This is a genomic window from Pseudochelatococcus lubricantis (genome assembly GCF_011762225.1).
GTDB lineage: Bacteria > Pseudomonadota > Alphaproteobacteria > Rhizobiales > Beijerinckiaceae > Pseudochelatococcus > Pseudochelatococcus lubricantis.
Map to the genome: position 1 here is coordinate 161565 of NZ_JAASQI010000004.1, position 26570 is coordinate 188134.

General features: G+C 65.3%; 21 protein-coding genes. 7 read left to right on the plus strand and 14 right to left on the minus strand.

All coding sequences use genetic code 11. The annotated features are described in order from the left end of the window. Positions 1–97 precede the first annotated feature (97 nt). From pgeF to FHS82_RS10055, 3 genes are all read left to right on the plus strand, one after another. Entirely contained in the window at positions 98–916 is an 819-nt protein-coding gene (gene pgeF / locus FHS82_RS10045; RefSeq protein ID WP_166951873.1) for a peptidoglycan editing factor PgeF, read from the plus strand. A gap of 607 nt (positions 917–1523) precedes the next feature. After that, positions 1524–2888: a globin-coupled sensor protein gene (locus tag FHS82_RS10050; protein WP_166951876.1), complete on the plus strand. Its 1365-nt coding sequence runs from the start codon at positions 1524–1526 to the stop codon at positions 2886–2888. A 128-nt stretch (positions 2889–3016) separates the two neighbouring features. Next, on the plus strand, positions 3017–4363 hold the full coding sequence (locus FHS82_RS10055) for a globin-coupled sensor protein (RefSeq protein ID WP_166951879.1): 1347 nt from the start codon (positions 3017–3019) through the stop codon (positions 4361–4363). A 6-nt stretch (positions 4364–4369) separates the two neighbouring features. Here FHS82_RS10055 and FHS82_RS10060 read toward each other — a convergent pair whose 3' ends face one another. Both FHS82_RS10060 and FHS82_RS10065 read right to left on the minus strand, forming a co-directional pair. Then, positions 4370–5128, minus strand: a complete 759-nt coding sequence (locus FHS82_RS10060) for an SDR family oxidoreductase (protein WP_166951882.1) — start codon at positions 5126–5128, stop codon at positions 4370–4372. After that, positions 5125–5934 (minus strand): glycosyltransferase family 2 protein, encoded by an 810-nt coding sequence (locus tag FHS82_RS10065; protein WP_166951885.1) that lies wholly within the window; start codon positions 5932–5934, stop codon positions 5125–5127. The genes FHS82_RS10060 and FHS82_RS10065 overlap by 4 nt, the downstream gene beginning before the upstream one ends. A gap of 515 nt (positions 5935–6449) precedes the next feature. Here FHS82_RS10065 and FHS82_RS10070 point away from each other — a divergent pair. After that, positions 6450–7190, plus strand: coding sequence for an outer membrane protein (locus FHS82_RS10070; protein WP_343042549.1), 741 nt, complete (start codon positions 6450–6452; stop codon positions 7188–7190). A 152-nt stretch (positions 7191–7342) separates the two neighbouring features. Here the strand turns inward: FHS82_RS10070 and FHS82_RS10075 are convergent, their stop codons facing one another. The 4 genes from FHS82_RS10075 to FHS82_RS10090 all read right to left on the minus strand — a co-directional run bounded on the left by FHS82_RS10075 (position 7343) and on the right by FHS82_RS10090 (position 10330). Then, complete coding sequence (locus FHS82_RS10075; protein ID WP_166951892.1) at positions 7343–8188, minus strand: 23S rRNA (adenine(2030)-N(6))-methyltransferase RlmJ; 846 nt, start codon at positions 8186–8188, stop codon at positions 7343–7345. Between the two features lie 53 nt (positions 8189–8241). Then, a complete protein-coding gene (locus tag FHS82_RS10080; protein WP_166951895.1) occupies positions 8242–8949 on the minus strand; it encodes a ribonuclease T2 family protein in 708 nt (235 codons plus the stop codon). A gap of 14 nt (positions 8950–8963) precedes the next feature. Then, on the minus strand, positions 8964–9416 hold the full coding sequence (locus tag FHS82_RS10085; protein WP_166951898.1) for a hypothetical protein: 453 nt from the start codon (positions 9414–9416) through the stop codon (positions 8964–8966). A 227-nt stretch (positions 9417–9643) separates the two neighbouring features. Then, positions 9644–10330, minus strand: coding sequence for an aldolase/citrate lyase family protein (locus FHS82_RS10090; RefSeq protein WP_166951901.1), 687 nt, complete (start codon positions 10328–10330; stop codon positions 9644–9646). 265 nt (positions 10331–10595) lie between these two features. Here FHS82_RS10090 and FHS82_RS10095 point away from each other — a divergent pair, with 265 nt between their 5' ends. Next, complete coding sequence (locus FHS82_RS10095; RefSeq protein WP_166951904.1) at positions 10596–11600, plus strand: Tim44 domain-containing protein; 1005 nt, start codon at positions 10596–10598, stop codon at positions 11598–11600. 71 nt (positions 11601–11671) lie between these two features. Here the strand turns inward: FHS82_RS10095 and FHS82_RS10100 are convergent, their stop codons facing one another. Both FHS82_RS10100 and fabI read right to left on the minus strand, forming a co-directional pair. Continuing rightward, positions 11672–12616: a ribose-phosphate pyrophosphokinase gene (locus FHS82_RS10100; protein ID WP_166951907.1), complete on the minus strand. Its 945-nt coding sequence runs from the start codon at positions 12614–12616 to the stop codon at positions 11672–11674. A gap of 417 nt (positions 12617–13033) precedes the next feature. Continuing rightward, positions 13034–13798, minus strand: a complete 765-nt coding sequence (fabI, locus tag FHS82_RS10105) for an enoyl-ACP reductase FabI (RefSeq protein ID WP_166951910.1) — start codon at positions 13796–13798, stop codon at positions 13034–13036. A 237-nt stretch (positions 13799–14035) separates the two neighbouring features. Here fabI and uvrB point away from each other — a divergent pair, with 237 nt between their 5' ends. Then, complete coding sequence (gene uvrB, locus FHS82_RS10110; protein ID WP_166951913.1) at positions 14036–16792, plus strand: excinuclease ABC subunit UvrB; 2757 nt, start codon at positions 14036–14038, stop codon at positions 16790–16792. A gap of 1125 nt (positions 16793–17917) precedes the next feature. Here the strand turns inward: uvrB and FHS82_RS10115 are convergent. From FHS82_RS10115 to FHS82_RS10125, 3 genes are all read right to left on the minus strand, one after another. Then, complete coding sequence (locus FHS82_RS10115) at positions 17918–18808, minus strand: LysR substrate-binding domain-containing protein (protein WP_166951916.1); 891 nt, start codon at positions 18806–18808, stop codon at positions 17918–17920. Positions 18809–18876: 68 nt separating this feature from the next. Continuing rightward, on the minus strand, positions 18877–19896 hold the full coding sequence (gene trxB / locus FHS82_RS10120) for a thioredoxin-disulfide reductase (RefSeq protein WP_166951919.1): 1020 nt from the start codon (positions 19894–19896) through the stop codon (positions 18877–18879). Next, entirely contained in the window at positions 19893–20969 is a 1077-nt protein-coding gene (locus tag FHS82_RS10125) for a mitochondrial fission ELM1 family protein (protein WP_166951922.1), read from the minus strand. Before FHS82_RS10125 ends, trxB begins: the two co-directional genes overlap by 4 nt. A 336-nt stretch (positions 20970–21305) precedes the next feature. Between FHS82_RS10125 and FHS82_RS10130 the strand changes: the two genes are divergently transcribed. Further along, on the plus strand, positions 21306–21779 hold the full coding sequence (locus tag FHS82_RS10130; protein WP_166951925.1) for an Lrp/AsnC family transcriptional regulator: 474 nt from the start codon (positions 21306–21308) through the stop codon (positions 21777–21779). 67 nt (positions 21780–21846) lie between these two features. Here the strand turns inward: FHS82_RS10130 and FHS82_RS10135 are convergent, their stop codons facing one another. The 3 genes from FHS82_RS10135 to carB form a co-directional block, all read right to left on the minus strand. After that, on the minus strand, positions 21847–22389 hold the full coding sequence (locus tag FHS82_RS10135; protein ID WP_166951928.1) for a hypothetical protein: 543 nt from the start codon (positions 22387–22389) through the stop codon (positions 21847–21849). A gap of 103 nt (positions 22390–22492) precedes the next feature. Further along, complete coding sequence (greA, locus tag FHS82_RS10140; RefSeq protein ID WP_166951931.1) at positions 22493–22966, minus strand: transcription elongation factor GreA; 474 nt, start codon at positions 22964–22966, stop codon at positions 22493–22495. Between the two features lie 184 nt (positions 22967–23150). After that, complete coding sequence (gene carB / locus FHS82_RS10145; protein ID WP_166951934.1) at positions 23151–26483, minus strand: carbamoyl-phosphate synthase large subunit; 3333 nt, start codon at positions 26481–26483, stop codon at positions 23151–23153. Positions 26484–26570 lie beyond the last annotated feature (87 nt).

Here is a 26570-nt window from a genome sequence, read left to right on the forward strand (position 1 = left end):
TAAACGGCAGAAGGCACGACGATTCGACGACGAGCGGCACCGGAGCGCGTTCCGCTCACATCGGACCGTGCTGCAGGCCCACCCGACAGGAGGCATCATGAGCGGACAGAACGATACGCCCCCGGGCGCCGGGGGGCCGGAAGCGCTGGAAGCGGCGGTGCTGTCCGCCCTGCCCGGCCTGCGGCATGCCTTTTTCACCCGGCGCGGCGGCGCGTCGGACGGGCTTTACACGGGCCTCAACGGCGGGCTTGGCTCGGCGGATGCGCGCCCGGCCGTCGACGAGAATCGCCGGCGCATGGCGGGCCACTTCGGCCTCGCGCCCGAGCGCCTCGTCACGCTTTATCAGGTGCATTCCGCGGATGTGGTGACGGTGGAAACGCCGTTTCCGGCGGACGAGCGGCCACGCGCCGACGCCATGGTGACCGACAGGCCGGGCGTGATTCTCGGCATCGCCACCGCCGACTGCGGGCCGCTGCTGTTCGCCGATGCGCAGGCGGGCGTGATCGGCGCCGCGCACGCGGGCTGGAAGGGCGCTTTCGCTGGCGTGCTGGAGGCGACCATCGACCGCATGGAACGGCTCGGCGCGCAACGGGCACGCATTCGCGTGGCACTGGGCCCGACGATCAGCCAGACGGCCTATGAAGTGGGGCCGGAATTCGTCGACCGTTTCACGGAGGCCGACCCCGGCAACAGCCGGTTCTTCGCCTTCTCGGACAGCGCAGAGCACGCGCGCTTCGACCTGCCCGGCTTCATCGGCGCGCGGGCCGCCGCCGCCGGCATCGGCACCTTCGAGCATCTCGGCCTGTGCACCTATGGCGACGAAGTCCGCTTCTACAGCTATCGCCGGGCCACGCATCGCAACGAGACCGATTACGGCCGTCTGATAGCCGCGATCGCGCTGCATCAGGAAGCGTGACGGCAACCATAGCAGTTTGCATTCAAGTCGATCCATCGCATTGAGTGCGAGTTGCGGGAACGCAAGCTGCGGTAAAATATAGACTTTAGAGCGTACGATCTGATTCCATCAGATCGTCTGGCGCTCTATACGCCGACCGACAAGCCCGCCTCATCCGCGCCTGGCCGAGTGTTTCCGCTGAAAGAGGGGCATTCCGGCGCTTGCCTTTGGCGGAAAAAGCTCCGGTTCCTCAAAGACATAATTTTCTGACTTTGAGCGCAGCTTCCAACCGCGGGCGTTGGCGATATCTATATGTACTACGTTGTTCATGAGGTAGAGTAAATTAAATATAAGAAATTATACGTATAGCTTTATCGTAATAACTCGTGATAATTCAACGAAACGATTCGCCGTTAAAGCACATAAATGAATTATTTTCGCATGTAAAATTCCTTTCTATCCGATTCACTTTCTATCTTTATAGAAAAACAAGAAGGAAACAGGAAATATGATATTTTCAAAAATGAATAATTATTCAAAATATATGATTATATGTTTGTTTTAACGTCTTTCAGACCGCCTTGATTTCTGAAATATTGCACAGCTGTTTCAACAGAGTTTTCATCCCATGCATCGCAACACGCTGGCCCTGAAAAAACAGTTTCTGAAGATCGACGATACGACGATCGCCCTTCTCAGGGAGTGGTTCCCGACGATCGAGGCCCGTCTTCCGCAGGTGCTCGACACGTTTTACGAGCGTGTCGGCGGGTGGCCGGAACTCGTCGCCCTGTTCGGCGCGACGCCCGAGCAGCAGCGGACGGGCGTCGCCCGTGCGAAACAGGCGCAGATCGCGCATTGGAAGCAGCTCTTCACCGGCGGTTTCGAGGCTGATTACGTCGCCTCCTCTCGGCGCATCGGCACGGTGCACAGCCGCATCGGCCTGAAGCCCTCCGCTTATATCGGCGGCTATTTCATCCTGCTCGAACAATTGAACGCCATGGTCAACGGCACGCATTTCAGCCGTCTGCACCCGCGCGAAGCCGCCGGAAAGACCGCGCGGCTGGCAAGTGCCGTCGGGCGCGCGGTCATGCTCGACATGGATCTCGCGATTTCAAGCTATCTGGACGGCATCCGGGATTCGCTCGACGGGCGCATCGTCGACGAATTCGAGGAAACGATCGACCGGGTGACGCGGGACCTGCTGTCCTCCACCGAGGCGATGGCGCGGAGCGCCCGGGCCGTCGCCGACGGCATCGCGGAGACGGGCGCGCGGGCGAGCGCCTCGCTACGCTCCGCCGACGAGGCGACATCCACCGCGAACGCCATCGCCGCGGCGGCGGAACAACTGTCCGCCACCAACCTCGAAATCGGCCGCCAGATCGACCGCTCCGCCGGCGTCACCGGACGGGCGACGGAACAGGCGGAGCAGGCGATGGTGGCCGTGAACGGGCTGGCGGACCTCGCCGCGCGGGTCGACGAGGTGGCGAAGCTGATCCAGACCATCGCAGGGCAGACGCATCTTCTCGCCCTCAACGCCTCCGTCGAGGCCGCGCGCGCCGGGGAGGCGGGCGAGGGTTTCGCCGTTGTCGCGGCGGAGGTGAAGTCCCTCGCCGCCCGGACCGAGGGTGCGACGACCGATGTTTCGGAGCGTATGAACGAGATCAAGAAGGCATCGGCGCAGACTGTCAGCGCGATCGCGGGCATCCGGGCGACGATCGACGAGATCAACACGCTGACGGGCGCCGTCGCGGCATCCGTTCACGAGCAGGTCGCCGCCACGGGCGATATCACCCGCTCCATCCAGAGCGCCGCCGATGAAACCGCGCGCATTTCAAGAAGCGCCGGCGCCCTCGTCAGCGCAGCCGACGCGGCGGGCGAGGCCGGCGCGCAGGTGACGCGCAACGTCGCCGATCTGCACACCGAAGCCGACCGTCTGCACCGGGAGGCCACAGCTTTCGTCGCCTCCATCGGCAAGCAGAAAGATGATGAGTAGCTTTTTTTGCAATATACATCTAAAGATAATTATTATATTATAAAATAATTTTAAATATATTATCGAATTTTACCTGCTTTATCTTGAGAAAAAACAACTAGTACAGAGCCTGAAATACAGAGACAGACATGATCGACATATCCGACCGCATCTCGTTCCTGGGAATCGATGACGAGGTCAAGGCGACACTTCAGGAGCTTCGTCCGATCATCGAGGGGGCTCTGCCGGAGATTCTGGACGCCTTCTATGCGCACCTTCTGGCCCGGCCCGACGTCGCGCAGCTTTTCGGCCCCACGCCGGAAGCCGCGCAGAGCGCCGCCGGACATGCGCGGCGCGGACAGATCGTGCACTGGCAACGTCTGTTCTCGGGCCGGTTCGATGCGGACTATGTCTCCTCCGTCCAGCGGGTTGGCCTCATTCACAGCCGCATCGGCCTCGAACCTTCCCGCTACATCGGCGGCTACATGATCCTGCTCGATCATCTGAACACGCTCATCGCCCGCACCAGCGTCAGCCTCCTCCGGCCGGCGGCGGCACGGCAGCGGGCCGGGCGGATGGCGGATGCGGTCAATCGTGTCGTCATGCTCGATATGGACATCGCCATCTCCACCTATCTCGACGCCGTGCGGGAGGCCTACGACACGCAGCTTGCGAGCGGCTTCGACCTGTCGGTGAAAAACATCGTCGGCAGCGTCGCGCAGTCCATCGACGCCCTCAATGCAAGCGCCCGCTCCGTGACGGAGACCGTCGCCGTGACGCAGCGGCACGCCGAGGAGTCGACGAAGGCCGCCGAACTCGCCTCTGTCAACACCCAGACCGTCGCCGCCGCGACGGAGGAACTCTCCGCCACCAGCGACGAGATCAGCCGGCTCGTCGAACGTTCGGCCGAGGTCGCGCGGCAGGCAGTCACCCAGGCGACGGAGGTCAACGTGGCGGTGGACGGGCTGTCTCAGGTCGCGCGGCGAATCGGCGAGGTGGTGGAACTCATTCAGGCCGTCGCCGCGCAGACCCGGCTGCTCGCCCTCAACGCCACCATCGAGGCCGCGCGCGCAGGTAACGCGGGGCGCGGCTTCGCCGTCGTCGCGACGGAAGTGAAGTCTCTCGCGGCGCAGACCGAACACGCGACGGCGGACATCGCCACCCGCATCGCCGAAATCCAGCAGGCCGCTTCCGAAACCGCCTCGTCGATCAGCAGCGTGGGTGCCACCATCGGCGAGATCAGCGCCATCGCCGGCTCCGTCGCGACCTCCGTGCAGGAGCAACTGGCGGCGACCGCCGATATCTCGCGCTCCATCCAGCAGGCGGCAAACGAGACCACGCGCATCGCCGCCAACATGAACGAGGTGATCGAGGCCGCCGGGCACGCCACGCAATCGGGCGCCGAGGTCAGCGCGGTGTCGGAGCGCCTTGCCGGCGACGCCAGCAGCCTGGCCCGCGAGGCGGACACCTTCCTCACCTCCCTGAGAAAAGCCTGAGGCCGACTATTCGGGGATGCCGTCCACATCCGCGGTGCGCCAGAGCAGATGCTGGCCGCCATCCACCGCCAGCACCTGACCGGTGACGCTCGCCGCGCCCGCCAGATAGAGCACCGCATCGGCGATCTCGCCGGGCGACGGCCCGCGGCCGAGCAATGTCGCGGCAGCCTGGCGGGCGAAGTCCTCCGCCGTCTGCCGGGCGCCAGCGCAGGTAGGGCCGGGGGCAACACCGTTTACCCGGATGCGCGGCGCCAGCGCCTGCGCCATTGTGCGGGTGGCGGTGGCGAGCGCGCTTTTGGTCAGCGTGTAGGAGAAAAACTGCGGATTGGGCCTCAACACGCGCTGGTCCAGAATATTGACGATGGCGCCATACCGCCCCTCCGGCACACCTGCGGCCATGTCGCGCGCCAGCAGCATGGGCGCGCGCAGATTAACGGCGAACGTCTCTTCCCACAGGTCGAGGCCGAGGTCCGCGATGGCGTCGGGCTCGAAGATAGAGGCGCTGTTGACGAGCAACGTTACCGGCCCCAGCCGTTCGGTGGCATGGGGCACGAGCGTTGCAACGGCGCCGGCATCCGCGAGATCGGCGTGGAGCGTCGCCGCGCGGCCGCCCCCGCCGGCGATCTCCGCCGCCAGCGAGTCGGCCTCCGCCGCCGAGTGGCGGTAGTGGATGGCGACCGCATAGCCCGCCGCGGCCAGGCGCCGGGAGATCGCGCGGCCGATGCGCCGCGTGCCGCCGGTGACGAGCGCGACGCCTGTCGTCATCCGCCGTTCTCCGGATCCTGAGTCTCGTTCTGGCGGGCGAGCATGCGCCGTTCCACGTGCTTGGCGATGCGCAGATAGCGGAAATAGGCGAAGTTCATCGCCGTCATGAAGCCGTAAATGCCACGCACGATATGGCGGCGGCCGATGTAGGCCTTGATGAACGACGCCGGAAACTCGACGAACAGGCGCAGCACCGATACCTTCGCGCCGCGGCTGTCGAGATCAAGCGCCAGCGCATCGGTATAGCTGTTGAGCTTTGCGAGCTGGTCGCCGAGGGAGCGCACGGAGAAATGATGGATGGCGCCCTTGAGCCGCTTCACCTTCGCGCCCGGCGCGAGTTGCACCCGGTCATGCACCGTGGACAAGGCATAGCGACCCTTGTCGCGCCGGTAAAGGCGCACAGGGGCGAGCGTGTAGGCGAGCGGATGAGGCGCGCGCTCGCCAGGAAAAACCTCGGCGATGCGGATTTCGTAGGCGTCCGCGTCGGGCTCGCCACCGTCGAACAGCGCCCGGATGCGGCGGGCGAGATCGGGAGGAACCAGTTCGTCCGCGTCGATGTTCAGCAGCCACAGATGGCGGCACTGGTCCTCGGCGAAGCGCTTCTGCGGCCCATAGCCGGGCCAGTCGTTGTGGATCACCCGTGCGCCGTGCCGGGCCGCGATCTCCCGCGTGGCGTCGGTGGAGCCCGAATCGACGACGACGATATCGTCACTCAGATCGGCGACCGCCGCAAGTGTGCGGCCAATGCGGTCCGCCTCGTTGCGGGCGATGATGAAAATGGACAGTGGCAGCGGCGGTTGCGTCATGGATCCCGGGACCTCACTCGCCTCGCTTTGACACGATGTGCCTTCCATCGCAAGCCTCTGGGCCGTGCCCTGCCCGCGCGGCGGCCACCCCGGCCATGGTCCGCGCCCGCCGGCGGACGGCGGACGTTTGTTGAATACAAGTAAATGTATTCGACGTCTCCGCCGTTAACCCGCTGTTATCTATAACCCACGAAGCGAAAAGACCGAGAGAGTTCCGGCATCTGGAATCCAATGTGCGGGAACATCGCGCACATGATGCCACAGCCGCGATTTATCCTTCGAAACATCTTGCGCGAACAATGGGTTACGGTTAGGCTCCCTGAGCCGGCGACATGGCGGGGCCGGTGCAACATGGCCTGGTTTCCGTTATGTCGACACATTCCCGCCCTTTTTGGCGTTTTCTCTGTGGCACGAAAGGCACAGACGTCCTGCCCGAGTTGCTGTATGTATTGTGCAACTTCAGGGATGGCTGAAGGCCATTCGGCTTGAAGAAGACAGTTTTTTAGGAGTGAATGATGAAAAAGGTTCTTCTTGCGGGCGTTGCTGTCGCCAGCCTGGTCGCTTCGGGCGCTGCTTTTGCTGCTGACCTTCCGAGCCGGCAGGTCGAGCCGGTCGCTCCGGTTGTGGCTCCGATCTTCACGTGGACGGGCTTCTACGTCGGTGTGAACGCCGGTTACGCCTGGAACAGCAACAACGACGACAAGTTCTACAACGGTGCCACCTACTACAACGGTGGCAACAACGACGACGGCGGCTTCACGGGTGGTGGCCAGATCGGCTACAACTACCAGTTCGGCCAGTTCGTTGCCGGTCTCGAAGCCGACATCAACTACGCTGACCTGAAGGGCAAGAACAGCAACTATGCTCTCGCCTACAACCCGGCTGCTGGCTACTTCGGCGGCACGAGCACGGGCATCGAGTGGTTCGGCACCGTCCGCGCCCGCCTCGGTGTGGCCTTCGACCGCGCCTTCATCTACGGCACGGGCGGCTTCGCTTACGGCGGTGGCGGCAACGACAACGGCTTCGTCTACAACGGCGCCTACTACCAGAACAAGAGCGACACCCGCACGGGCTGGACGCTCGGCGCTGGCTTCGAGTACGCCATCACCAACAACATCACGGCGCGCCTCGAAGGTCTGTATGTCAACCTCGGCAAGGAAGACCGCAACGCCTTCCTGCCCCTCTACGACAACCGCAAGGACACCGAATTCGGCGTGGTCCGCGCTGGCCTGAACTACAAGTTCGACTCGTTCTGATTGAACGGCCCTTGCGGGCCAGCGATCAATCAGCTATCAGCCCGGCGGCGCAAGCCGCCGGGTTTTTTGTCTTGCGCGGATTTTCAGGCGCGAGGCGCCTCGCGAGCGATGTGGCTGCGCGCGCTTTGGTGCCGGTACCCCGGTCGCAGGGCCTATTCGCCCGCCAGCCAGTCGCAGCGAAAGCCGACCCGATCGCCACGTGCCAGCCGCTCCGCGAGCGCCGGCAGCAGAATTTCCGCCTCGTGCGCCAGTGTCCACGGCGGGTTGATGACGATGAGGCCGGAACCGTTCAGGCGCGAGGCGTCGTCCGCCCGGTCGATCAGCATTTCGAGCCGCAGGATTTTCGGCACGCCCGCGGCACGCAGAAAATCCGCAAGCTCCTCCGGCGCCGCCAGATCCTTGATGGGATACCAGCCGGCGAAAATGCCGCCGCTCCACTTGCGGCGCGCTTCCACCAGTGCCTGGCCAAGGTGCGCGAGTTCGCCCTCGACCTCATAGGGCGGGTCGATCAGCACAACGCCGCGCCGCTCGACGGGTGGAATCATCGCTTTCAGCGCCGTCCAGCCGTCCAGCTCCAGCACCTTGAGCCGCCGGTCGCGCCCCAGGTTCTCTTCCAGCAGGTGCACATCGGCGGGATGCTTCTCGACGAAAATGGCGCGGTCCTGCCGCCGCATCAGCAGGCTCGCCAGCATGGGGGAACCGGGATAGCGGGCCGCGCCGAAGCGCGCCGCGACATCCGCCAGCGCCGCGCGATAGGGCGCGAGCAGTGCCTCGGCCTCCCCGGCCAGCGGCGTGGCGAGCCGGGCGATGCCGTCCTGCCATTCCAGCGTCTTGCCCGCCTCGATGCCCGCGAGGTCATAAAGGCCGATGCCGGCATGGGTGTCGATGACGCGATACGGCGCCTCCTTCTGCCCCAGATAGAGAAGGATGCGCGCGAGGAGCGCGTGTTTCATGCAATCGGCAAAATTGCCGGCGTGATAGGCGTGGCGATAATTCATGGTGGGCGATCAATGGCAGAGTTTGCGCGTCCGCTCAACCGCCCATGCCACGCCTACTCAGGCGCGTCGATAGTGACGTTCCGGTCACGGCAGCCGCTGCGGTCGACCTCCGGGCAGACGCGGAAGCCGGAAAGGTCGCGGCTCAGGCAGATACGCACTTCCTTCAGCCGCCCACGCTGGCAGGCAGTGGCAATCATGTCCGGCTGCAGGCCCGGGTTGGCGGCGATGAAGGCGCGCTCGACCTCCGCGGGCGAGGCGACACGGTCGCCCGGCAAGCCGTGCAGCGCAGGCGGAATGGTTACCCTGTCGCGCGCCCGCGCGGTGTCGCGGAAATACGCCTCCGGGGTCTGCCCGGAGCAGGTGCCGTGCACCCGCCACTGGTGGCGCGCCAGCCCCTGTTCGGGAAAGATGCCTGCGGCGACGTTCATGGCCTGGCGGGAGGGCACGCGCGGCATCGCGGCGCATTCGCGCGGATAGCCGCGCTCATATTGCGGCCACAGGCCATGCACGACGAAGCCGTGCTTACGGCCGACCGCGCACTGATCGCGCCGGTCGGCGCGGCCCTCCAGTTCGCAGAAGCCGGGCGACCACGACAGCGCCAGCACGTAGAAATCGAACGCGCCGGGGCGCGCGCCCCGTTCCACACGCTGTGCGTGCGCCTCCCCGGCGAGAAGCGGCAGCGCGCACGCGAGGGCGGCGAGCAGCGGGAAGCGCCGCGCCGTCCGCAACGGCGCCGGGATGAGATGAGCCGACAGGAGCATTGCGCCAGGTCGGATCAGGGCAGAGCCGCCCGGCAGGCGGGGGCGAAGGACAGGTGGCGATCCAGCCCGACAACGCACCACTGTACGTCCGAGCCGATGCCGATGGGGCCCAGCGCCTCGCGCACCGAATAATGGACCACCCGCTTGCGGCCGTCGGAAATCTGCGACACCGCTGTGCAGAAGCGGCGCGGAATGAAGGCGTCACCCCAAGGCCGCAGTGCGACGTCGCGTACTCTCTCGAAGCCCTCGATGGTCAGCGGCGACTGCCAGAAATGCGCCTCGCGGAAGGCAAAGCGGTTGGCGATTCGCCTCAGCACGCGCGGATCGTCGCAGGCCGGCACGTTGCCGGAAAAGGCCAGAAACCGGTCCTCGGCGCGCACGTCATCGCGGGCGACAGCCGGCGCACCCGCCAGCAGCGAGGCAAGAACAGCGCCGGCGAAAGCTCCGGCAACAACAAGCGAACGCATGACAGCCCCCATTCACGCAATATCAATGCCGCAAGACCGCGCCGTCCGTCCGACGACGCCCTTCTCCATACCACATCATCAAGAACAGGAAATAACCATGAGCGCGGTTGTAACCAGGGTCAAGTTACCCAGGCATGAAACGCAGGCCAAAGACCGGATTTCCTGTGTCGTATGGTCCTGTCGTGCGCCGCCGCACTACCTCCGCCCGCTGCCGTCCCGCGTCGATCTCAGTCCGGTGCGCCGTCGCCGGCGAAAACCGCATTGATGACATGCACCTGCGCCTCGTTCCGCGCCGTCATGGCGGCGAAGCCATCTCGGCGCGCGCGCAGGCAAGCCTCCCGGAAAGCGGCGTCCTCCTGCCCGGCGCGCGCGGAGGCATCGATCGCCGGGACACCCGCGTGACTTGCGGCAAGCAGCGTCAGACCGCGCGACAGGCGCGACACATCGCCATCGGGCGTTTCCGCGCCGGGCAGCAGGAACGGCTCCCATACGAAGGCGGCAAGCCGTGGATGCGGACGCAGGCGCGGGGCTGCCATCACACCGGCCGCCGTACCGATGACGGCGACGATGCGGGTCTCGCCGTCCGGCCGGCCGAGCCGCGCCTCAAGCACGCGCAATCTGGCGCCGAGCTGCTCGATATCCTCCGGCCCGGCTACCGCCGGCAGTACGACAGCGGCGGGATGCGCCGGCAAGACAGCGGCGAGGTCGTCATCCGACGGGTCCGGATGGAGGCCGCCGGCGCGCATCCAGATCGCCGGCCGCCCGCCGCCCGCGTTCACGCACCTGAGGACCGCGCACGCGGCGGCGCGGGCGTCCTCCCCGACGAGATCGAGGACGACGCCGTCGGCCTCGCTGGCGAGGATCGCGGCGACGAGGCCATCGGCGACGCCGGCAAAGATCCGCAGCGAACGCATGTCTTCTCCTCCATCGGCAATCCGGCAAACGGCCGCCGCGATGACACGATAACGTAAAGCGCGCGTGAGACAATGGCACCGCAGGTCATGAGTCAGCGCTCCTTTACCATTGCATCGCGCTATACGGACTTCTTCATCGCCGCGCGCGATAATTTGACCGACGATACTTTCAATAGCTGCCAGTCTGTCCCATATAGCGGGTGTATGGGTCGGCGCACCCGCGCCCGGCCTGAAAAACATTCACGAATCCGGAGGTGAAATCCCGATGTCCCTGTCCCGCCGAGGCCGTATTCTGGCCGCTGTTGCCGCCGCCCTTCTCCTGACGGCCGGAATCGCCGAAGCCCGCGTGGGCCGGGGCGGCAGCTTCGGCAGCCGTGGAACGCGCACCTACAGCACGCCCGCGCCCACCAACACTGCGCCGGGCGCCGCGCCGATCCAGCGCTCCACCACACCGCAGGCGGCCCCCGGTGCCGCTGCGCAGGCGCCGCGTGCCGGCCAGCCCGGCGCGGCAGCGGCGGCTCAGCAGCGTCCCGGCTTCTTCGGCGGCGGCTTTGGCGGCGCGCTGATGGGTGGCCTGCTGGGCGCTGGCCTGTTCGGGCTGTTGTCGGGTGCCGGCCTGTTCGGCGGTTTCTCAGGTTTCGGTTCGTTCCTCGGCCTGCTGCTGCAGATCGGCCTGATCATCCTGCTGGTGCGCCTTGCCATGAACTGGTTCCGGCGTCGGCAGGAGGCCACCGCGGGCGGCCCTGGCAACATGCACGCACGCTCTGCAGCCGGTGGCCCGGGTCAGGGACCCGGTCAGGGACTTGGCCGCGGGCTCGGTCTGGCGGGAGCAGGTTCGCAGGGGCGTGCGGCTCCGGCCAGCCGGCCCGTCGAGATCGTGGGCGCCGACTACGCTGCCTTCGAGCGGTTGTTGCAGGAAACGCAGGACGCCTACTCGCGCGAGGATCTTGCCGCGCTGCGCCGGCTGACCACGCCGGAAGTCGCCTCCTACCTGATGGAGGAATTGACTGCGAACGCCTCGAACGGCGTGATCAACCGCGTCTCGGACGTCAACTTCCTGCAGGGCGATCTGGCGGAAGCGTGGAGCGAGGGTGACAGCGATTATGCGACGGTCGCGATGAAGTTTTCGCTGCGTGACGTCACCTTCGACCGCGCCACCAACGCCATCGTCGACGGTGACCCGACAACGCCGGTCACGACCACGGAAATCTGGACCTTCCGCCGCATGCGTGGCGGCGACTGGCTCGTGTCGGCCATCCAGCAGGCCTGATTCCTTCCACCCGTCATCAAAAAAGCGCCGGGAAACCGGCGCTTTTCATTTTCAGGCACCGAGAACCGGTATCAGTCGAACAGGCTGGAAACACTCGATTCCGTCGCCGTGCGCTCAATGGCTTCGCCGAGCAGGTTCGAGATGGTGATGCTGCGGATATTGGGCGCGACCTTCACCGCCTCCGTCGCCTGAATGGAATCGGTGATGACGAGTTCCTTCAGCCGCGATGACGCGATGCGCGCCACCGCGCCGCCGGAAAGCACGCCGTGCGTGCAATAGGCGTAGACTTCCTTTGCGCCCTTGGCGAGCAGCGCGTCCGCCGCGTTGCAGAGCGTGCCACCCGAATCGATGATGTCGTCGACCAGAATGCAGCTCTTGCCCTCGACGTGACCGATGATGTTCATCACCTCCGACTCGCCGGGCCGCTCACGCCGCTTGTCGACGATAGCGAGCGGCGCATCGATGCGCTTGGCGAGCGCACGGGCGCGGACCACGCCGCCGACGTCCGGCGAGACGACCATGATGTTCGACAGGTCAACCCGCTCGCGGATGTCGCGCACCATGACCGGCGCGGCGAACAGGTTGTCGGTGGGAATGTCGAAGAAGCCCTGGATCTGGCCGGCATGCAGGTCGACCGTGAGCACCCTGTCGGCGCCGGCGCGGGTAACGAGGTTGGCCACAAGCTTCGCGGAGATGGGCGTGCGCCCCGCCGAGCGCCTGTCCTGCCGGGCGTAGCCGAAGTACGGGATCACCGCCGTGATGCGCCTGGCCGAGGAACGGCGCAGCGCATCGGTCATGATGAGCAGTTCCATCAGGTGGTCGTTGGCCGGGAAGGAGGTCGACTGGATGACGAAGACATCCTCGCCGCGCACGTTTTCCTGAATCTCGACGAAGATTTCCATATCGGCGAAGCGGCGCACGAGGCATGTCGCCAGCGGCACTTCGAGATAGGTGGCGATCGCCTCTGCCAGGGGGCGATTCGAGTTGCCCGCGACGAGCTTGATCGAGGGTTTCATCCGGCCATTTCCTTCATAGGGTCCAACGTGCGTGCTACCGATCCGGCACGCCCGCCCGGGCGACGCCGCCGCGCAACGTTATGGAACACCCACAGGGAGTCGCGCAAGGTTCGACGCGCTCATATCAGCCACGACCTGTGTGAACAATAGGCTTGCTGTAAATAAGTGAACGCGCCGCGGCTACAGGGGCCGGCCTTCGAAATGCGTCACTGGAAACATGCCGCCCCCGATGCCCTCCGCCCCGCATGCGGCGCCACGATGGCCGCTCCCCTGAAGTGCATCTGTTTTTTCGTTCCGTTATCGACAGAAACAGGACAGCGGACACCGCTTCGGCATCCGCTGTCCTGCTGGTCTGTCTGTTTATCGACGCACAGGGTCTCCCGGGAAGAAAGCGGGTGCCGCCTCCCGGGAAATCGCTCAGCCCATGATGTGGTAGCCGGCGTCGATATGGATCGTCTCGCCGGTGATGTTGCGGGCGAGGTCGGAGGCGAGGAAGGCGGCGATGGCGCCGACGTCGTCGATGGTGGCCAGGCGGCGCATGGGCGAGCGCTCGACGGCAACCTTCATCAGGTCGTCGAAGTCACCGATGCCGGAGGCGGCGCGGGTGAGCATCGGGCCGGGCGACAGGGTGTTGACGGTGATGCCCTTGGGGCCCAGCTCGGAGGCGAGTTCGCGGGAGGTGGCCTCAAGCGCCGCCTTGACCGGCCCCATCAGGTTATAGTGCTCGACGACCTTCTCGGCGCCGTAGAAGCTCATGGTCATCGCCGACCCGCCGTTCTTCATCAGCGGCTCCGAGCGCTTCAGCAGGCGGATGAAGGAGTGGACCGAGATGTCGATGGACAGGCCGATGCCTTCCAGCGAGGCGTCGACAACGCGGCCGTGCAGGTCCTTCATCGGCGCGAAGGCGATGGAGTGAACCAGCGTGTCGAGCGTGCCCCATTCCTCCGTGATATGCTGGAACAGCGCGTCGGCCTCTTCCTCGTTACGCACGTCGAGCGGCAGGAAGATCGGCGCGCCGATCGATTCCGCCAGCGGCTGCACGTAAGGCTTGGCCTTCTCGTTGAGATAGGTCATCGCGACCTCGGCGCCGGCCTCATGGAGCGCCCTGGCGATGCCCCATGCGATGGAATGCTCGTTGGCGACGCCCACGACGAGCGCGCGCTTGTTGGACAGATCAATCATATCAACGGCCCCAAGTTGATCGAGATGACGGGTAGGAATTGCGGACAGGACTATTGCACATGCAGCATCAACGAAGATGACAGAATTTCGTGAAGCCATACAAAGACAAAGAGCGGAATTTGCGGCGGCTCAATAATTTATGCCGTCTGCTCCGAAGCCCGCGCGCAATGCCGGACGCGGCACAGAAATGCGGTCGGCCATCTTCCATCCGGACGCAAGACGCGCCATATTCGGGCCATGGCGCGCACACCCAGAAAATCCGACACCTCCGGAAAAGCCGGCGAGACCGGCGCACCGGCGAACGCGGACGTCGTTGCCGGAGCGGCGCCGGCGAAGCCCGCTCGCCGCAGCGGCGGGCGCGCGAAGGCATCGAAGCCCGAACTCGTGCCGCTCGACCCCTTCCTTGCCGATCTGCTCAATCCCGCCCTGAACAGGGATCGCGGGCTGGAGGAGGCGCCGCAGAGCGCCTATACCGCTGACGCTATCCCCGTCGCCTATCCGGCAGCAGCGGCGCGCGTCCCCGTCGCGCGGGAGGACGGCGAGCCATCGCCGCAGCAACGGCCGCGCCACCGGCGCAGCAAGGACGAGGCGGCGACGAACGCGGCGGCGCTCGCGGGGGAGGGCTCCGGCGTATCCGCCACGGTGGCGGCGCTGACGCAATTGCTGGAAGGCGGCAACCCGTTCATCAGGGAAGGCGAGATCTGGAAGCCGCATCGGCCCGAAAGACCGGAGAAATCGGAAGGCGGCATCCGCTTCCGCATGCAGTCAGATTTCGAGCCGTCCGGCGACCAGCCGACGGCCATCGCCGAACTGGTGCAGGGCGTGCAGGCAGATGAGCGCGATCAGGTTCTGCTCGGCGTCACAGGCTCCGGCAAGACGTTCACCATGGCGAAAGTGATCGAGGCAACCCAGCGTCCCGCGCTCGTCCTCGCGCCCAACAAGACGCTGGCCGCACAACTTTATGGCGAGTTCAAGGGCTTCTTCCCGGACAACGCCGTCGAGTACTTTGTTTCCTACTACGATTATTATCAGCCGGAAGCGTATGTTCCGCGTTCCGACACCTATATCGAGAAGGAATCGTCCATCAACGAGCAGATCGACCGGATGCGCCACGCCGCCACCCGCGCGCTGCTGGAGCGCGACGACGTGATCATCGTCGCCTCCGTGTCCTGCATCTACGGTATCGGCTCGGTCGAGACCTATACGGCGATGACTTTTTCGGTGAAGGTGGGCGAGCGCATCGAGCAGCGCCAGTTCATCGCCGATCTCGTCGCCCTGCAATACAAGCGCACCGGCATCGATTTCAGCCGCGGTACCTTCCGGGTGAGCGGCGACGTCATCGAAGTCTTTCCCGCCCACTATGAGGACCGGGCGTGGCGCGTCTCGCTGTTCGGCGACGAGGTGGAGTCCATCGCCGAGTTCGACCCGCTGACGGGACAGAAAACCGCCGATCTGGGCTTCGTCAAGATATACGCCAACTCGCACTACGTGACGCCGCGCCCGACACTGCTCCAGTCCATCAAGGGCATCAAGGAGGAGATGAAGTGGCGCGTCGAGGAGCTGACGCGCATGGGCCGCCTGCTGGAAGCGCAGCGGCTCGAACAGCGCACGGTGTTCGATATGGAGATGATGGAGGCCACCGGCTCCTGCGCCGGCATCGAGAACTATTCGCGCTATCTCACCGGCCGCAAGCCGGGCGAGCCGCCGCCGACGCTGTTCGAATACCTGCCGGACAACGCCATCGTCTTCGCCGACGAAAGCCACGTCACCATTCCGCAGATCGGCGGCATGTACCGGGGCGACTTCCGGCGCAAGGCGACGCTGGCCGAATACGGCTTTCGCCTGCCGTCCTGCATGGACAACCGCCCGCTGCGCTTCGAGGAATGGGACGCGATGCGCCCGCAGTCGATCCACGTCTCCGCGACACCGGGCAAGTGGGAGCTGGAGCGCACCGGCGGCGTGTTCGTGGAGCAGGTCATCCGCCCCACCGGCCTCGTCGATCCGCCCGTGGAAATCCGTCCGGCCCGCAGCCAGGTTGACGACCTGCTCGGGGAGGTGCGCGACACGGCGGCCAGAGGCTACCGCTCGCTCGTCACCGTGCTGACCAAGCGCATGGCGGAGGACCTCACCGAATACCTGCATGAGAACGGCGTGCGCGTGCGCTACATGCATTCGGACATCGATACGCTGGAGCGCATCGAGATCATCCGCGACCTGAGGCTCGGCGCGTTCGACGTGCTGGTTGGCATCAACCTGCTGCGCGAGGGCCTCGACATACCCGAATGCGCGCTCGTCGCCATTCTGGATGCCGACAAGGAAGGCTTCCTGCGTTCCGAAACCTCGCTCGTGCAGACCATCGGCCGCGCGGCGCGCAACGCGGACGGGCACGTCATCTGCTATGCCGACACCGTCACCGGCAGCCTGGAGCGCGCCATCGCGGAGACCAACCGCCGCCGCAGCCGGCAGGTCGCCTATAACGAAGAGCACGGCATTACCCCGCAGAGCGTGAAGAAGCGTATCGGCGACATTCTCGAATCGGTCTACGAACGCGATCACGTCACCATCGATACGGGCCTGACGGAGACGACCGCTGTCGGCCACAATCTCCAGGCCGTGCTGGCCGATCTCGACAAGCGCATGCGCGCCGCCGCCGCCGACCTCGAATTCGAGACCGCCGCACGGCTGCGCGACGAGATCAAACGCCTGCAGGCCACGGAACTCGCCATCGCCGATGATCCGCTGGCGCGCCAGCGCGAGGTCGAGGATCGCGCCGGTGCCTATGCCGGGGAGCGCAAATACGGCGCGAAGGCCAACCTGCCGCCGGCGCCCTTATCCGATGGCCGCGCCCGCAAACCGACGCTTGACGAAATGGGGCCGGGCCGGGAAACCGTGCCACTTGGTGCCGAGCATTTCCAGCCCCGCTCCACGGGCGGCTGGCCGGGCAAGACCACCGTCAAGAAGGGCGGACGGCGAACGACGAAGCCGACACGTTAGAGCATGATCCCGACAAGTGGATACCGCTCCTAAAGCGTTTTCAAGCAAAGTGGATACCGGTTTGCGTGAAGAAAGCGCGTAATATCAAAAACTTATAGCATTTCGGCGTTTCAATGAAATGTCGAAATGCTATAGAGCAGTTTGCATTGAACCCATCGAATTGAATGCAATTTGCGGTAAAATACAAAAGTTGGAGCGCATGCTCTGATTCCATCAGACCGTCTCGCGCTTTAAAAAATATTATGCTCAAATAAAAATATAGACCATTTTTGTTTCGTTGAAACGCAACAGCGGCGTCAATATTTTCTGGATTTGATTTATACTGCACCTCGATGCATCTGACTCATCGAGGTACAGCCCGCCCGTGGGGCGCCTGAGCAAAGCTCGCACGGGACCGGTCGGGGGCCGAAGGCATCAGTATTATATTTCACGCGGAACAGCAGCCTGTCCCTGACCTGGCGCGTTTATGTGACGCACGCCACGCAATTGCCCGCGTGTTCGTGGTCGCCATGCACAGGACGCGCCTCATCGATTCCGCAGCGCACAAAAAAAACGCCACGAGCGTCGATGTTTTCCATTTCACCATAAATTACACCGGAACTGAACATAAAATTATATTTTACATGTTGAACTCGGCTTTCACAGCCCTACATACGCCGCCCCATGGTTGCGGCGACCCGCCGCGAGGCAACAGCCTCGACGCGATTGGGTGCGCGCGCAACCGTAACAAGAGTAACTATGTGGATTGGGCAAAAAAAAGGCCGAATTCCACAAGGGGAACTCGGCCTGAAAGTAGCTCCAGCATTGCTGGAACTTCCAGAGGGGAACGGTTGAAACAAGCTCTACGCCGGGAGGAGGTGCGGAGCTAATCCGTCTCAACCAAAGACAAGATGCCTCTTTTGCTGCTTTTTTGCAATGCAACAGACTACATAACAGGCATGCATGTGGCGCATAATCAATCCAGATGATGGATCGGCGGTCGGCAACGCCCGCTTTTCGGGCAGCAACACGCTCCGTCTGCCTGTCGCCTGCCCGAAAAGCACCGCCGGCATGCAGCCGGAACCCGGCATCGGACCGCCGCCTGACGTCGGTCCGCAGTCCGATGCCGCGCTGCAGAGCGGGATGTCAATAGGTCCAGCGCTGAGCCTTGCCGATCAGAAAGTCGCGGAACACCTGCACCCGCGCAACGTTCTTCATTTCCTCGGGAAATACCAGATAGCTGTCGAGCGATGGCATCTCGACATCCGACAGCAACTGCACGAGGCCGAGCCCCGGCTCGACGATGTAGTCCGGCAGCACGGCGAGCCCCGCACCCTTCTCGACCGCCTTCTTCAGTGAGGTGACGTTGTTGACGAGCAGGTGGTAGTTGCGCTGGTCCCTGGTGTCGCGGCCTGCCGTCGCCAGCCAGTGCACCGCCAGCAGATAATGCGGAGCCGAGCCGCCGAAGCTCAGGATGCGATGGTTATCGAGGTCCGAGAGCCGCTCCGGCTGGCCGAAGCGCTTCAGATATTCCGTCGAGGCGTAGACGTGGAAATGCACGGTGAACAGGCGCCGCTGGATCAGGTCTCCCTGCACGGGCTGGCGCAGGCGGATGGCGACATCCGCCTCGCGCATGGACAGGTCCAGTTCGTCATCGGTCAGGATCAGCTCGATGCGGATGTCGGGATAGATATCCATGAACTCGCCGAGGCGCGGCGTCAGCCAGTGCGTGCCGAGGCCCGGCGTCGTCGTCACCCGCAGCGTGCCCGACGGGCGCTCGCGTGATTCGGACAGCCGCGCGCGGGTCGATTCGAGGCGCATGGTCATGTCGCGCGCGGCGCGGAACAGCAACTCGCCCTGCTCGGTGAGGATGAGCCCGCGCGCGTGCCGGTGGAAGAGCGGCGCCTTCAGCTCCCTCTCCAGCGCGCTGACCTGCCGGCTCACCGCCGACTGGCTCAGCCCGAGATCCTCGCCTGCCCGCGTGAAGCTGCCGGCCTCCGCAACGGTATAGAATATCCGTACCTTGTCCCAATCCACGGCCCGTCCCCTACCCTGGCATTATCTTGTTCTCCCGGTCCCCCTAGCGCGTCGCCGCGCAAACCGGGTCACTCTTCCGCGCGTGACGCGGCATCCTGCGCGGCGAGCCAGCGCTCGGCGTCGAGCGCCGCCATGCAGCCTAGCCCCGCCGCTGTCACCGCCTGCCGATACACATCATCCGCCACGTCGCCCGCAGCGAAGACACCGGGCACGCCGGTGCGCGTGCTGCCGGGCTCGGTACGGATGTAGCCAGAGGGGGTCAGATCGATCTGGCCGGCGAAAAGCCCGCTTTCCGGCCGGTGGCCGATGGCAATGAATACGCCGTCGACGGCCCGCTCGGTCACCTCGCCGGTGACGAGGTTGCGCAGCCGCACCCCGGTGACGGAACGCGGCAGCTCCTGCCCGACGATTTCCTCGACCGTGTTGTTCCAGACGACTTCGATCTTCGGATGCGCGAACAGGCGGTCCTGCAGGATGCGCTCCGCCCGCAGCGAATCACGCCGGTGGACCAGCACCACGCGAGAGGCGAGCTGCGCCAGATAGAGCGCCTCCTCCACCGCCGTGTTGCCGCCGCCCACGACCACGACCTCACGGTTGCGAAAGAAGAACCCGTCGCAGGTGGCACAGGCCGAGACGCCGAACCCCTGGAATGCCTGCTCGGATGGCAGGCCGAGCCACTTCGCCTGCGCGCCGGTGGCGATCACCAGCGCATCGCCCGTATAGACATGGCCGCTGTCGCCCGTCAGCCTGAAAGGCCGCGCCGACAGATCCGCCGACACGATCGTGTCCGACACCAGCCGCGCGCCGACGTGCTCGGCCTGCAGCCGCATCTGCTCGACCAGCCACGGCCCCTGGATGGGCTCGGCGAAGCCCGGATAGTTCTCGACCTCCGTCGTGATGGTGAGTTGCCCGCCCTGTTGCAGGCCCGATATCAGCACCGGCTCCAGCAATGCGCGCGCCGCATAGATCGCCGCCGTGTAGCCGGCGGGGCCCGAACCGATGATCAGCAACTTCGCATGGGTTGCGCCGCCCCTGACGGGCGTGATCGGCGTGGCGGCGGGAGAATGCGATGCGGAGGGCGTGGTCATGGATTTTCCGTTCGGTGTCTGTCGTCGGCTGGCCCCGCGAGGCGCGACCGGTGCGCGTGGTAGGACCGGACGATCTCACCCGCGACGGTCACCGTCGTATCTAAAGGCAGGTATGCGTTTCCTTCAAGCCTTCCCCTTAACCGGCGTGCGATGCCGCACTTTTCCAGCCCGTTCAGAAGCGCTTCAAGTTTCCGGTGTCCTCCCGAGGGCTCGAAAACCAGCAGCGGTGCGCCAGTCGCCGCCGCCTCTCCCAACATATTGGCCGAATCGGCTGTCACCACAACCGAATCAGCCAGCGCCAGCAGGGCAATGTAAGGATTATCCGCAGCATTCCCGCTGCGGCCGTCCCACAGGAAGCCGCCGGTGCGCCCAACCAGAGCGCGCAATCCCTCGCGGAGGTTGTCCGGCGTGCGCCGCGACGTCGTCGCCATCAGCACCGCCCCCTCCGCCGTCAGCGCTGCGAGCTGTTGCAGAAAACGCATGACATCGGCATCGGTGAAGCGGTGGTGGCGGCTGTTGCCGCCCACAAGAACGGCCACGCGCGGGCGCGGCAGGCGCGCGAGCGCCGCCGGCGGATCGGCACGCGCCTCGGCGAGCCGCTGTTGCGACACGTGGTGCGGCGCGGTCAGTGTGACGATCACATTGTCGCCGCGCAGCCGGTCGTGCGCCGGCACCCAGAGGAGATCGGCGGCGCGCGCGCCGGTGCGCGGGTCCTTCAGGATCACGGTGAAGGTGCGCCCGCGCGACGCGCGCTTGATCGCCCGGACATAGGCCACCGCCCGCCGGCCGGAGGCGATCAGGATATCGGGAAACGGCGGCGCGATCGGCGAGCCCGCACGGTCCGGCGCGTCACGCGGATCGATGCCGCCGCGCGGCATCATCCACGCGAACGGCGGGCGCGGATGTACGCGGCGCACCTCCACGCTGCATCCGAGCGCCCGCGCCACGCCGAGACACTGCAACTCGTCCCCTGCCTTGCCGTCGGTCAGCACCCAGCAGGATACGCCGGCGCCAAGGGCCGCCGGTTCGCGATGCGCCGCCCCTCCGGCGGGCCTGCTATCGGCGGCTGCCATGACGATCCAGGAAGGGACAAGATGGGGACAAGATCGAACCGGTGCGGCACATGGGGCTTGAAGCGTGATAGGGTATTGATTGCGCTTTGCTATTGTATCCCAGTATAACCTGTTTCGTGCGGCATGGAAGGCGGCATCCCGATGCCTTGCGATACACTCCGGAAGCCATCGCGAATCGACAGCCGTCGCGACGATGCGACATTTCCGGGGGCGGGACGCACGACAGCCCCTGCTCCGCCTGCACAGGACGCCGGACATGCGTTATTGTCGCGACGAACCGCTCCGGCTCGGCTAAAAGGTGCGGCGATGCGCGACGGCTTATCAAGGATGTGATGCTTGCCCCTCGAACTCGACGCAACCGACTGGAAGATCCTCAAGGAATTGCAGGCGAACGGACGCCTGACCAATGTCGAGCTGGCGCGCCGCGCCGGCCTTTCCGCGCCGCCCTGCCTGCGGCGCGTGCGCGCGCTGGAGGAAGCGGGCGTTATCCGTGGCTACCGGGCGCTGCTGGACGGCAAGCTGCTCGGCTTCGAGATCACCTGCTTCGCCATGGTCCAGTTGTCGAGCCAGGCGGGCACCGACCTTGCCCAGTTCGAGAGCCATATCCGCAACTGGTCGATCGTGCGCGAGTGCTGGTCGCTATCCGGCGATATCGATTTTCTGCTGAAATGCGTGGCGCGTGACCTGCACTCGTTCCAGAAGCTGGTGCTCGACCTCACGGCCCTGCCCAACGTCCGCAACGTCCGCACGGCGCTCACCGTCGCCCAGGTCAAGGACGCCCCGCCCATCCCGCTGGAAGCGGTACGGTAGGGGTTTTTTGTCGCGGCCGCCTCCAAACACCGGCGGAAACCGGTCGCGACCACTTCGGACGCTGCCTTCAGCGCCCAGGCACCCTGTCGCGAACCCATCTCGCGAAGGTGCGTGAAAGCCCGATGATCCGCCGGTTGTCAATGTCCGGCAGGTACCATGCGCCAGAGAAACTGGAGGGCAGCGCGAGCAGGATGTGGTAACGCGCACGTTCGCGGCCGTCCGGCCCGATCACGACGGCATAGCCGTCCATATAGTCGGAGTCGCCGCCGCCGCTGTACCAGCGGCCGCCGCCACCGCCGCCCGACCATGAGGAAAGGCTGACGCTGTCGACGCGCGCCACGAGCCGATCCGCCCCTTTGTCACGCGGAACCAGGCGGCCGGCGAACAGGCGGTCGAGTTCCGGCTGCATGGAGGCCTGCACCAGATTGGCCCACGGCGTCAGGCCGAGCGCCCGGAGCGGCGCGGTATCGACCGTCACGGAGCGCAGCCGCAGCGCAGCCCCATCGGCGGCCGACAGCGGCACGTCGCGCGATTCCGCGCAACCGCCGAGCGCAGCGGCGACTGCCGCACCGCCCGTCATTACGAATGCCCGACGCGACAACACGTTCATGATGCCAATCCCCTGGAGCATTTTTCATTGAGCGAATTCTTATCGATCAGATGATTCCATCTGATCGGAAAGCGCTCTAGCCACGGGGCGCTGCGGCACGCCCCTATTTGAAGACGACGTCGACGATCTCGTACGATTTGCTGCCACCCGGCGTCACCACCTCGACACTGTCGCCGACAGCCTTGCCGATCAGCGCGCGGGCGATGGGCGAGGCGATGGAGACCTTGCCGAGGCTTACGTTCGCTTCCGGCTCACCTACGATCTGATACACCTTTTCCTGTTCGGTGTCCTCATCGATGAGTTTGACGGTCGCGCCGAACTTTATCTTGTCGCCGCTCAACTTCGATACATCGATGATGTCGGCGCGCGAGATGAATCCCTCCAGCTCAAGGATGCGGCCCTCGTTGAGGCTCTGCTGTTCCTTCGCAGCGTGGTATTCCGCGTTTTCCGACAGGTCACCATGAGCCCGCGCCTCGGCGATCGCCTCGATTATGCGCTGGCGATCCTCCTGCTGACGGCGCTTGAGTTCTACCTCCAAAGCCGCATAGCCTGCGGCGGTCATGGGGATCTTTTCCATTATCTCTGTTTCCGTCGTCACATGTAAACAAGGGGCGCTCGAACGGCGCCCCGCGTCAAACAAATCGGGTCTGGAGAGCGGCGATCCGCACCGGCGGACTCGCGTCATTCCCCGCTATCGTTCCGGCGCGCCTCCCGGCCGACCGAACCTTCCATCCGGCCGGAAAGCGCTCCCGCCGCCCCTCTCACGCCGGCGACGGCCAGTAGTCCTGCAATGCGCGTACCTCCAGCGTACCGCCCTTCCAGGCGCGGATGCCTTCGGCTGCCGCGATTGCTCCCGCTAGAGTGGTGTAGTACGGCACCTTATGCAAGAGGGCGGCGCGACGTAGTGAACGGGAATCGGCCAGCGCCTGCGCCCCTTCGGTGGTGTTGAACAGGAGCTGCACGCCGCCGTTCTTGATGAGGTCGACGATGTGCGGGCGTCCTTCCAGCACCTTGTTGATGCGCGTCACCGCGATGCCGTGCTCGCGCAGGAAGTGCGCCGTCCCGTCCGTGGCGATGACGGAAAAGCCAAGTTCCACCAGCAGGTTGACGGTCGACAGGATGCGCGGCTTGTCAACGTCGCGCAGCGACACGAACACCGTGCCCTCCACCGGCACCTTGGTGCCGCCGCCGATCTGGCTCTTGGCGAACGCGGCGCCGAAGCTCGTGTCCAGGCCGATGACCTCGCCCGTCGACCGCATTTCCGGCCCGAGCAGGATGTCCACACCCGGAAAGCGCGCGAAGGGGAAAACCGCCTCCTTCACGCCGATGTGGTGCAGAACCTTCGGCTTGAGATCGAAGCTCGCCAGCGATTCGCCCGCCATGATGCGCGCCGCGATCCGCGCGAAGGGCTCGCCCATCACCTTGGCCACGAAGGGCACCGTGCGCGAGGCGCGCGGGTTGACCTCCAGCACGTAGATCTCGTCGCCCTTGATGGCGTATTGCACGTTCATCAGGCCGACGACCTGGAGCGCCAGCGCCATTTCGCGCGTCTGGCGCCCGATCTCGGCGATGATCTCCGGCGGCAGCGAACGCGGCGGCAGCGAGCAGGCGGAATCGCCCGAGTGGATGCCCGCCTCCTCGATGTGCTCCATGATGCCGGCGATGAACACGTCCTTGCCGTCCGCGAGCGCGTCGACATCGACCTCGATCGCGTCCGAGATATAGCTGTCGAACAGCAGCGGGTTCTTGCCGAGCAGCGTGTTGATCTGTCCCGTCTTGTCGTTGGGATAGCGTGCCTTGATCTCCTGTGGCACCAGCGCCGGCAGCGTGCCGAGCAGGTAGTCGTTCAGCGTTTCCTCGTCGCGGATGATCGCCATCGCCCGCCCGCCGAGCACGTAGGACGGACGCACGACGAGCGGCAGGCCGACCTCGGCCGCCACGAGCCGGCTCTGCTCCACCGAGAAGGCGATGCCGTTCGTCGGCTGGCGCAGGGCGAGCTTTTCCAGCAGGCGCTTGAAGCGGTCGCGGTCTTCCGCGAGATCGATGGCGTCGGGCGAGGTGCCGAGGATCGGCACCCGGTCCTCCTCCAGCGCGCGGGCGAGCTTGAGGGGCGTCTGGCCGCCGAACTGCACGATGACGCCGTGAAGCCGGCCCTGCTCCCGTTCCGTATCGATGATCTCCAGCACGTCCTCGCCCGTCAGCGGCTCGAAATAGAGCCGGTCGGACGTATCGTAGTCGGTCGACACCGTCTCCGGATTGCAGTTGACCATGATGGTCTCGTAGCCCGCGGCCCGGAGCGCGAAGGAGGCATGGCAGCAGCAATAGTCGAATTCGATGCCCTGGCCGATGCGGTTCGGACCGCCGCCCAGGATGATCACCTTGTCCCGCGTGGACGGAAAGGCCTCGTCGGCCGGCGCGGCGCCGAAGAGGGGGGCATAGGTCGAATACATATAGGCGGTGGGTGCGGCGAACTCGCCGGCGCAGGTGTCGATGCGCTTGAACACCGGCCGCACGCCGAGCGCCCGGCGCGCCGCGCGCACCTGCGCCTCCGTCCTGCCGGCGAGAACCGCGAGGCGCGAGTCGGAGAAGCCCGCCGCCTTCAGCTGCCGGAATGCCTTCGCCGTCTGCGGCAGGCCATGCACCTTCACCCGCGCCTCAAGGCCGATGATGTCCTCGATCTGCGCCAGGAACCACGGATCGATCTTGCAGGAAGCGTGCACCTCCTCCCGGCTGAGGCCAAGCCTGAGCGCTTGCGCCACGAACAGCAGACGGTCCGGCGTGGGCGTGCCGATCGCCGCCTTGATGGCGTTGCGGTCGTCGCCCTGCCCGAACCCGGGAATCTCGATCTCGTCGAGGCCCGTGAGACCTGTCTCCAGCGAGCGCAGCGCCTTCTGCAGCGATTCGGGGAAAGTGCGGCCGATGGCCATGGCCTCGCCCACCGATTTCATCGCCGTGGTCAGCGTCGGCGCCGCGCCGGGGAACTTTTCGAAGGCGAAGCGCGGGATCTTCGTGACCACGTAATCGATGGTCGGCTCGAAGGACGCCGGCATCGCGCCGCCCGTGATGTCGTTGGCGATCTCGTCGAGCGTGTAGCCCACCGCGAGCTTGGCCGCGACCTTGGCGATGGGGAAGCCCGTCGCCTTGGAGGCGAGTGCGGAAGAGCGCGACACACGCGGGTTCATCTCGATGACGATCATGCGGCCGTCTTCGGGATTGACCGCGAACTGCACGTTCGAGCCGCCCGTCTCGACGCCGATCTCGCGCAGCACCGCCAGCGAGGCGTCGCGCATGATCTGGTATTCCTTGTCGGTGAGCGTCAGCGCCGGCGCCACCGTGATGGAATCACCGGTATGGACGCCCATCGGGTCGATGTTCTCGATGGAGCAGACGATGATGCAGTTGTCGTTCCTGTCGCGGACGACCTCCATCTCGTACTCTTTCCACCCGAGCACGCTCTGTTCGATCAGCACCTCGTTGGTGGGCGAGGCGTCGATGCCGCGGTCGACGATGTCGATGAACTCTTCCTTGTTGTAGGCGATGCCGCCGCCCGTGCCGCCCATGGTGAAGGAGGGGCGGATGATGGCGGGCAGGCCGATCTCGTCCAGCACATTGAGCGCGTCACCGAGCGTGCGCACCTGGTGCGACAGCGGCGTCGAGAGGCCGATCCTGGTCATCGCCTCGCGGAACAGCTCGCGGTCCTCGGCCTTGTCGATGGCCTCGGCGGTGGCGCCGATCATCTCGACGTCGCACTCCTCCAGCACGCCCATCTTCTTCAGCGAGAGCGCGCAATTCAGCGCCGTCTGTCCGCCCATCGTCGGCAGCAGGGCGAAGCCGCCCGGCACCTTGTGGCGCTCCTTCCGGATGATCTTGGCCACGACTTCCGGCGTAATCGGCTCGACATAGGTGGCGTCGGCCAGTTCCGGGTCGGTCATGATCGTCGCAGGGTTCGAGTTGACCAGAACGACGCGATAGCCCTCCTCGCGCAGCGCCTTGCAGGCCTGCGTGCCGGAATAGTCGAACTCGCACGCCTGGCCGATGACGATCGGTCCGGCGCCTATGATGAGTATCGTGGACAGATCGGTGCGTTTGGGCATGGAGAAACCTTGGATCGTCTTGAACGGCAGCCGCGAATTCGGCACGAGAGCCAGCATTCCCGCGCATCGCCGCCGCAGGCCCGGGGG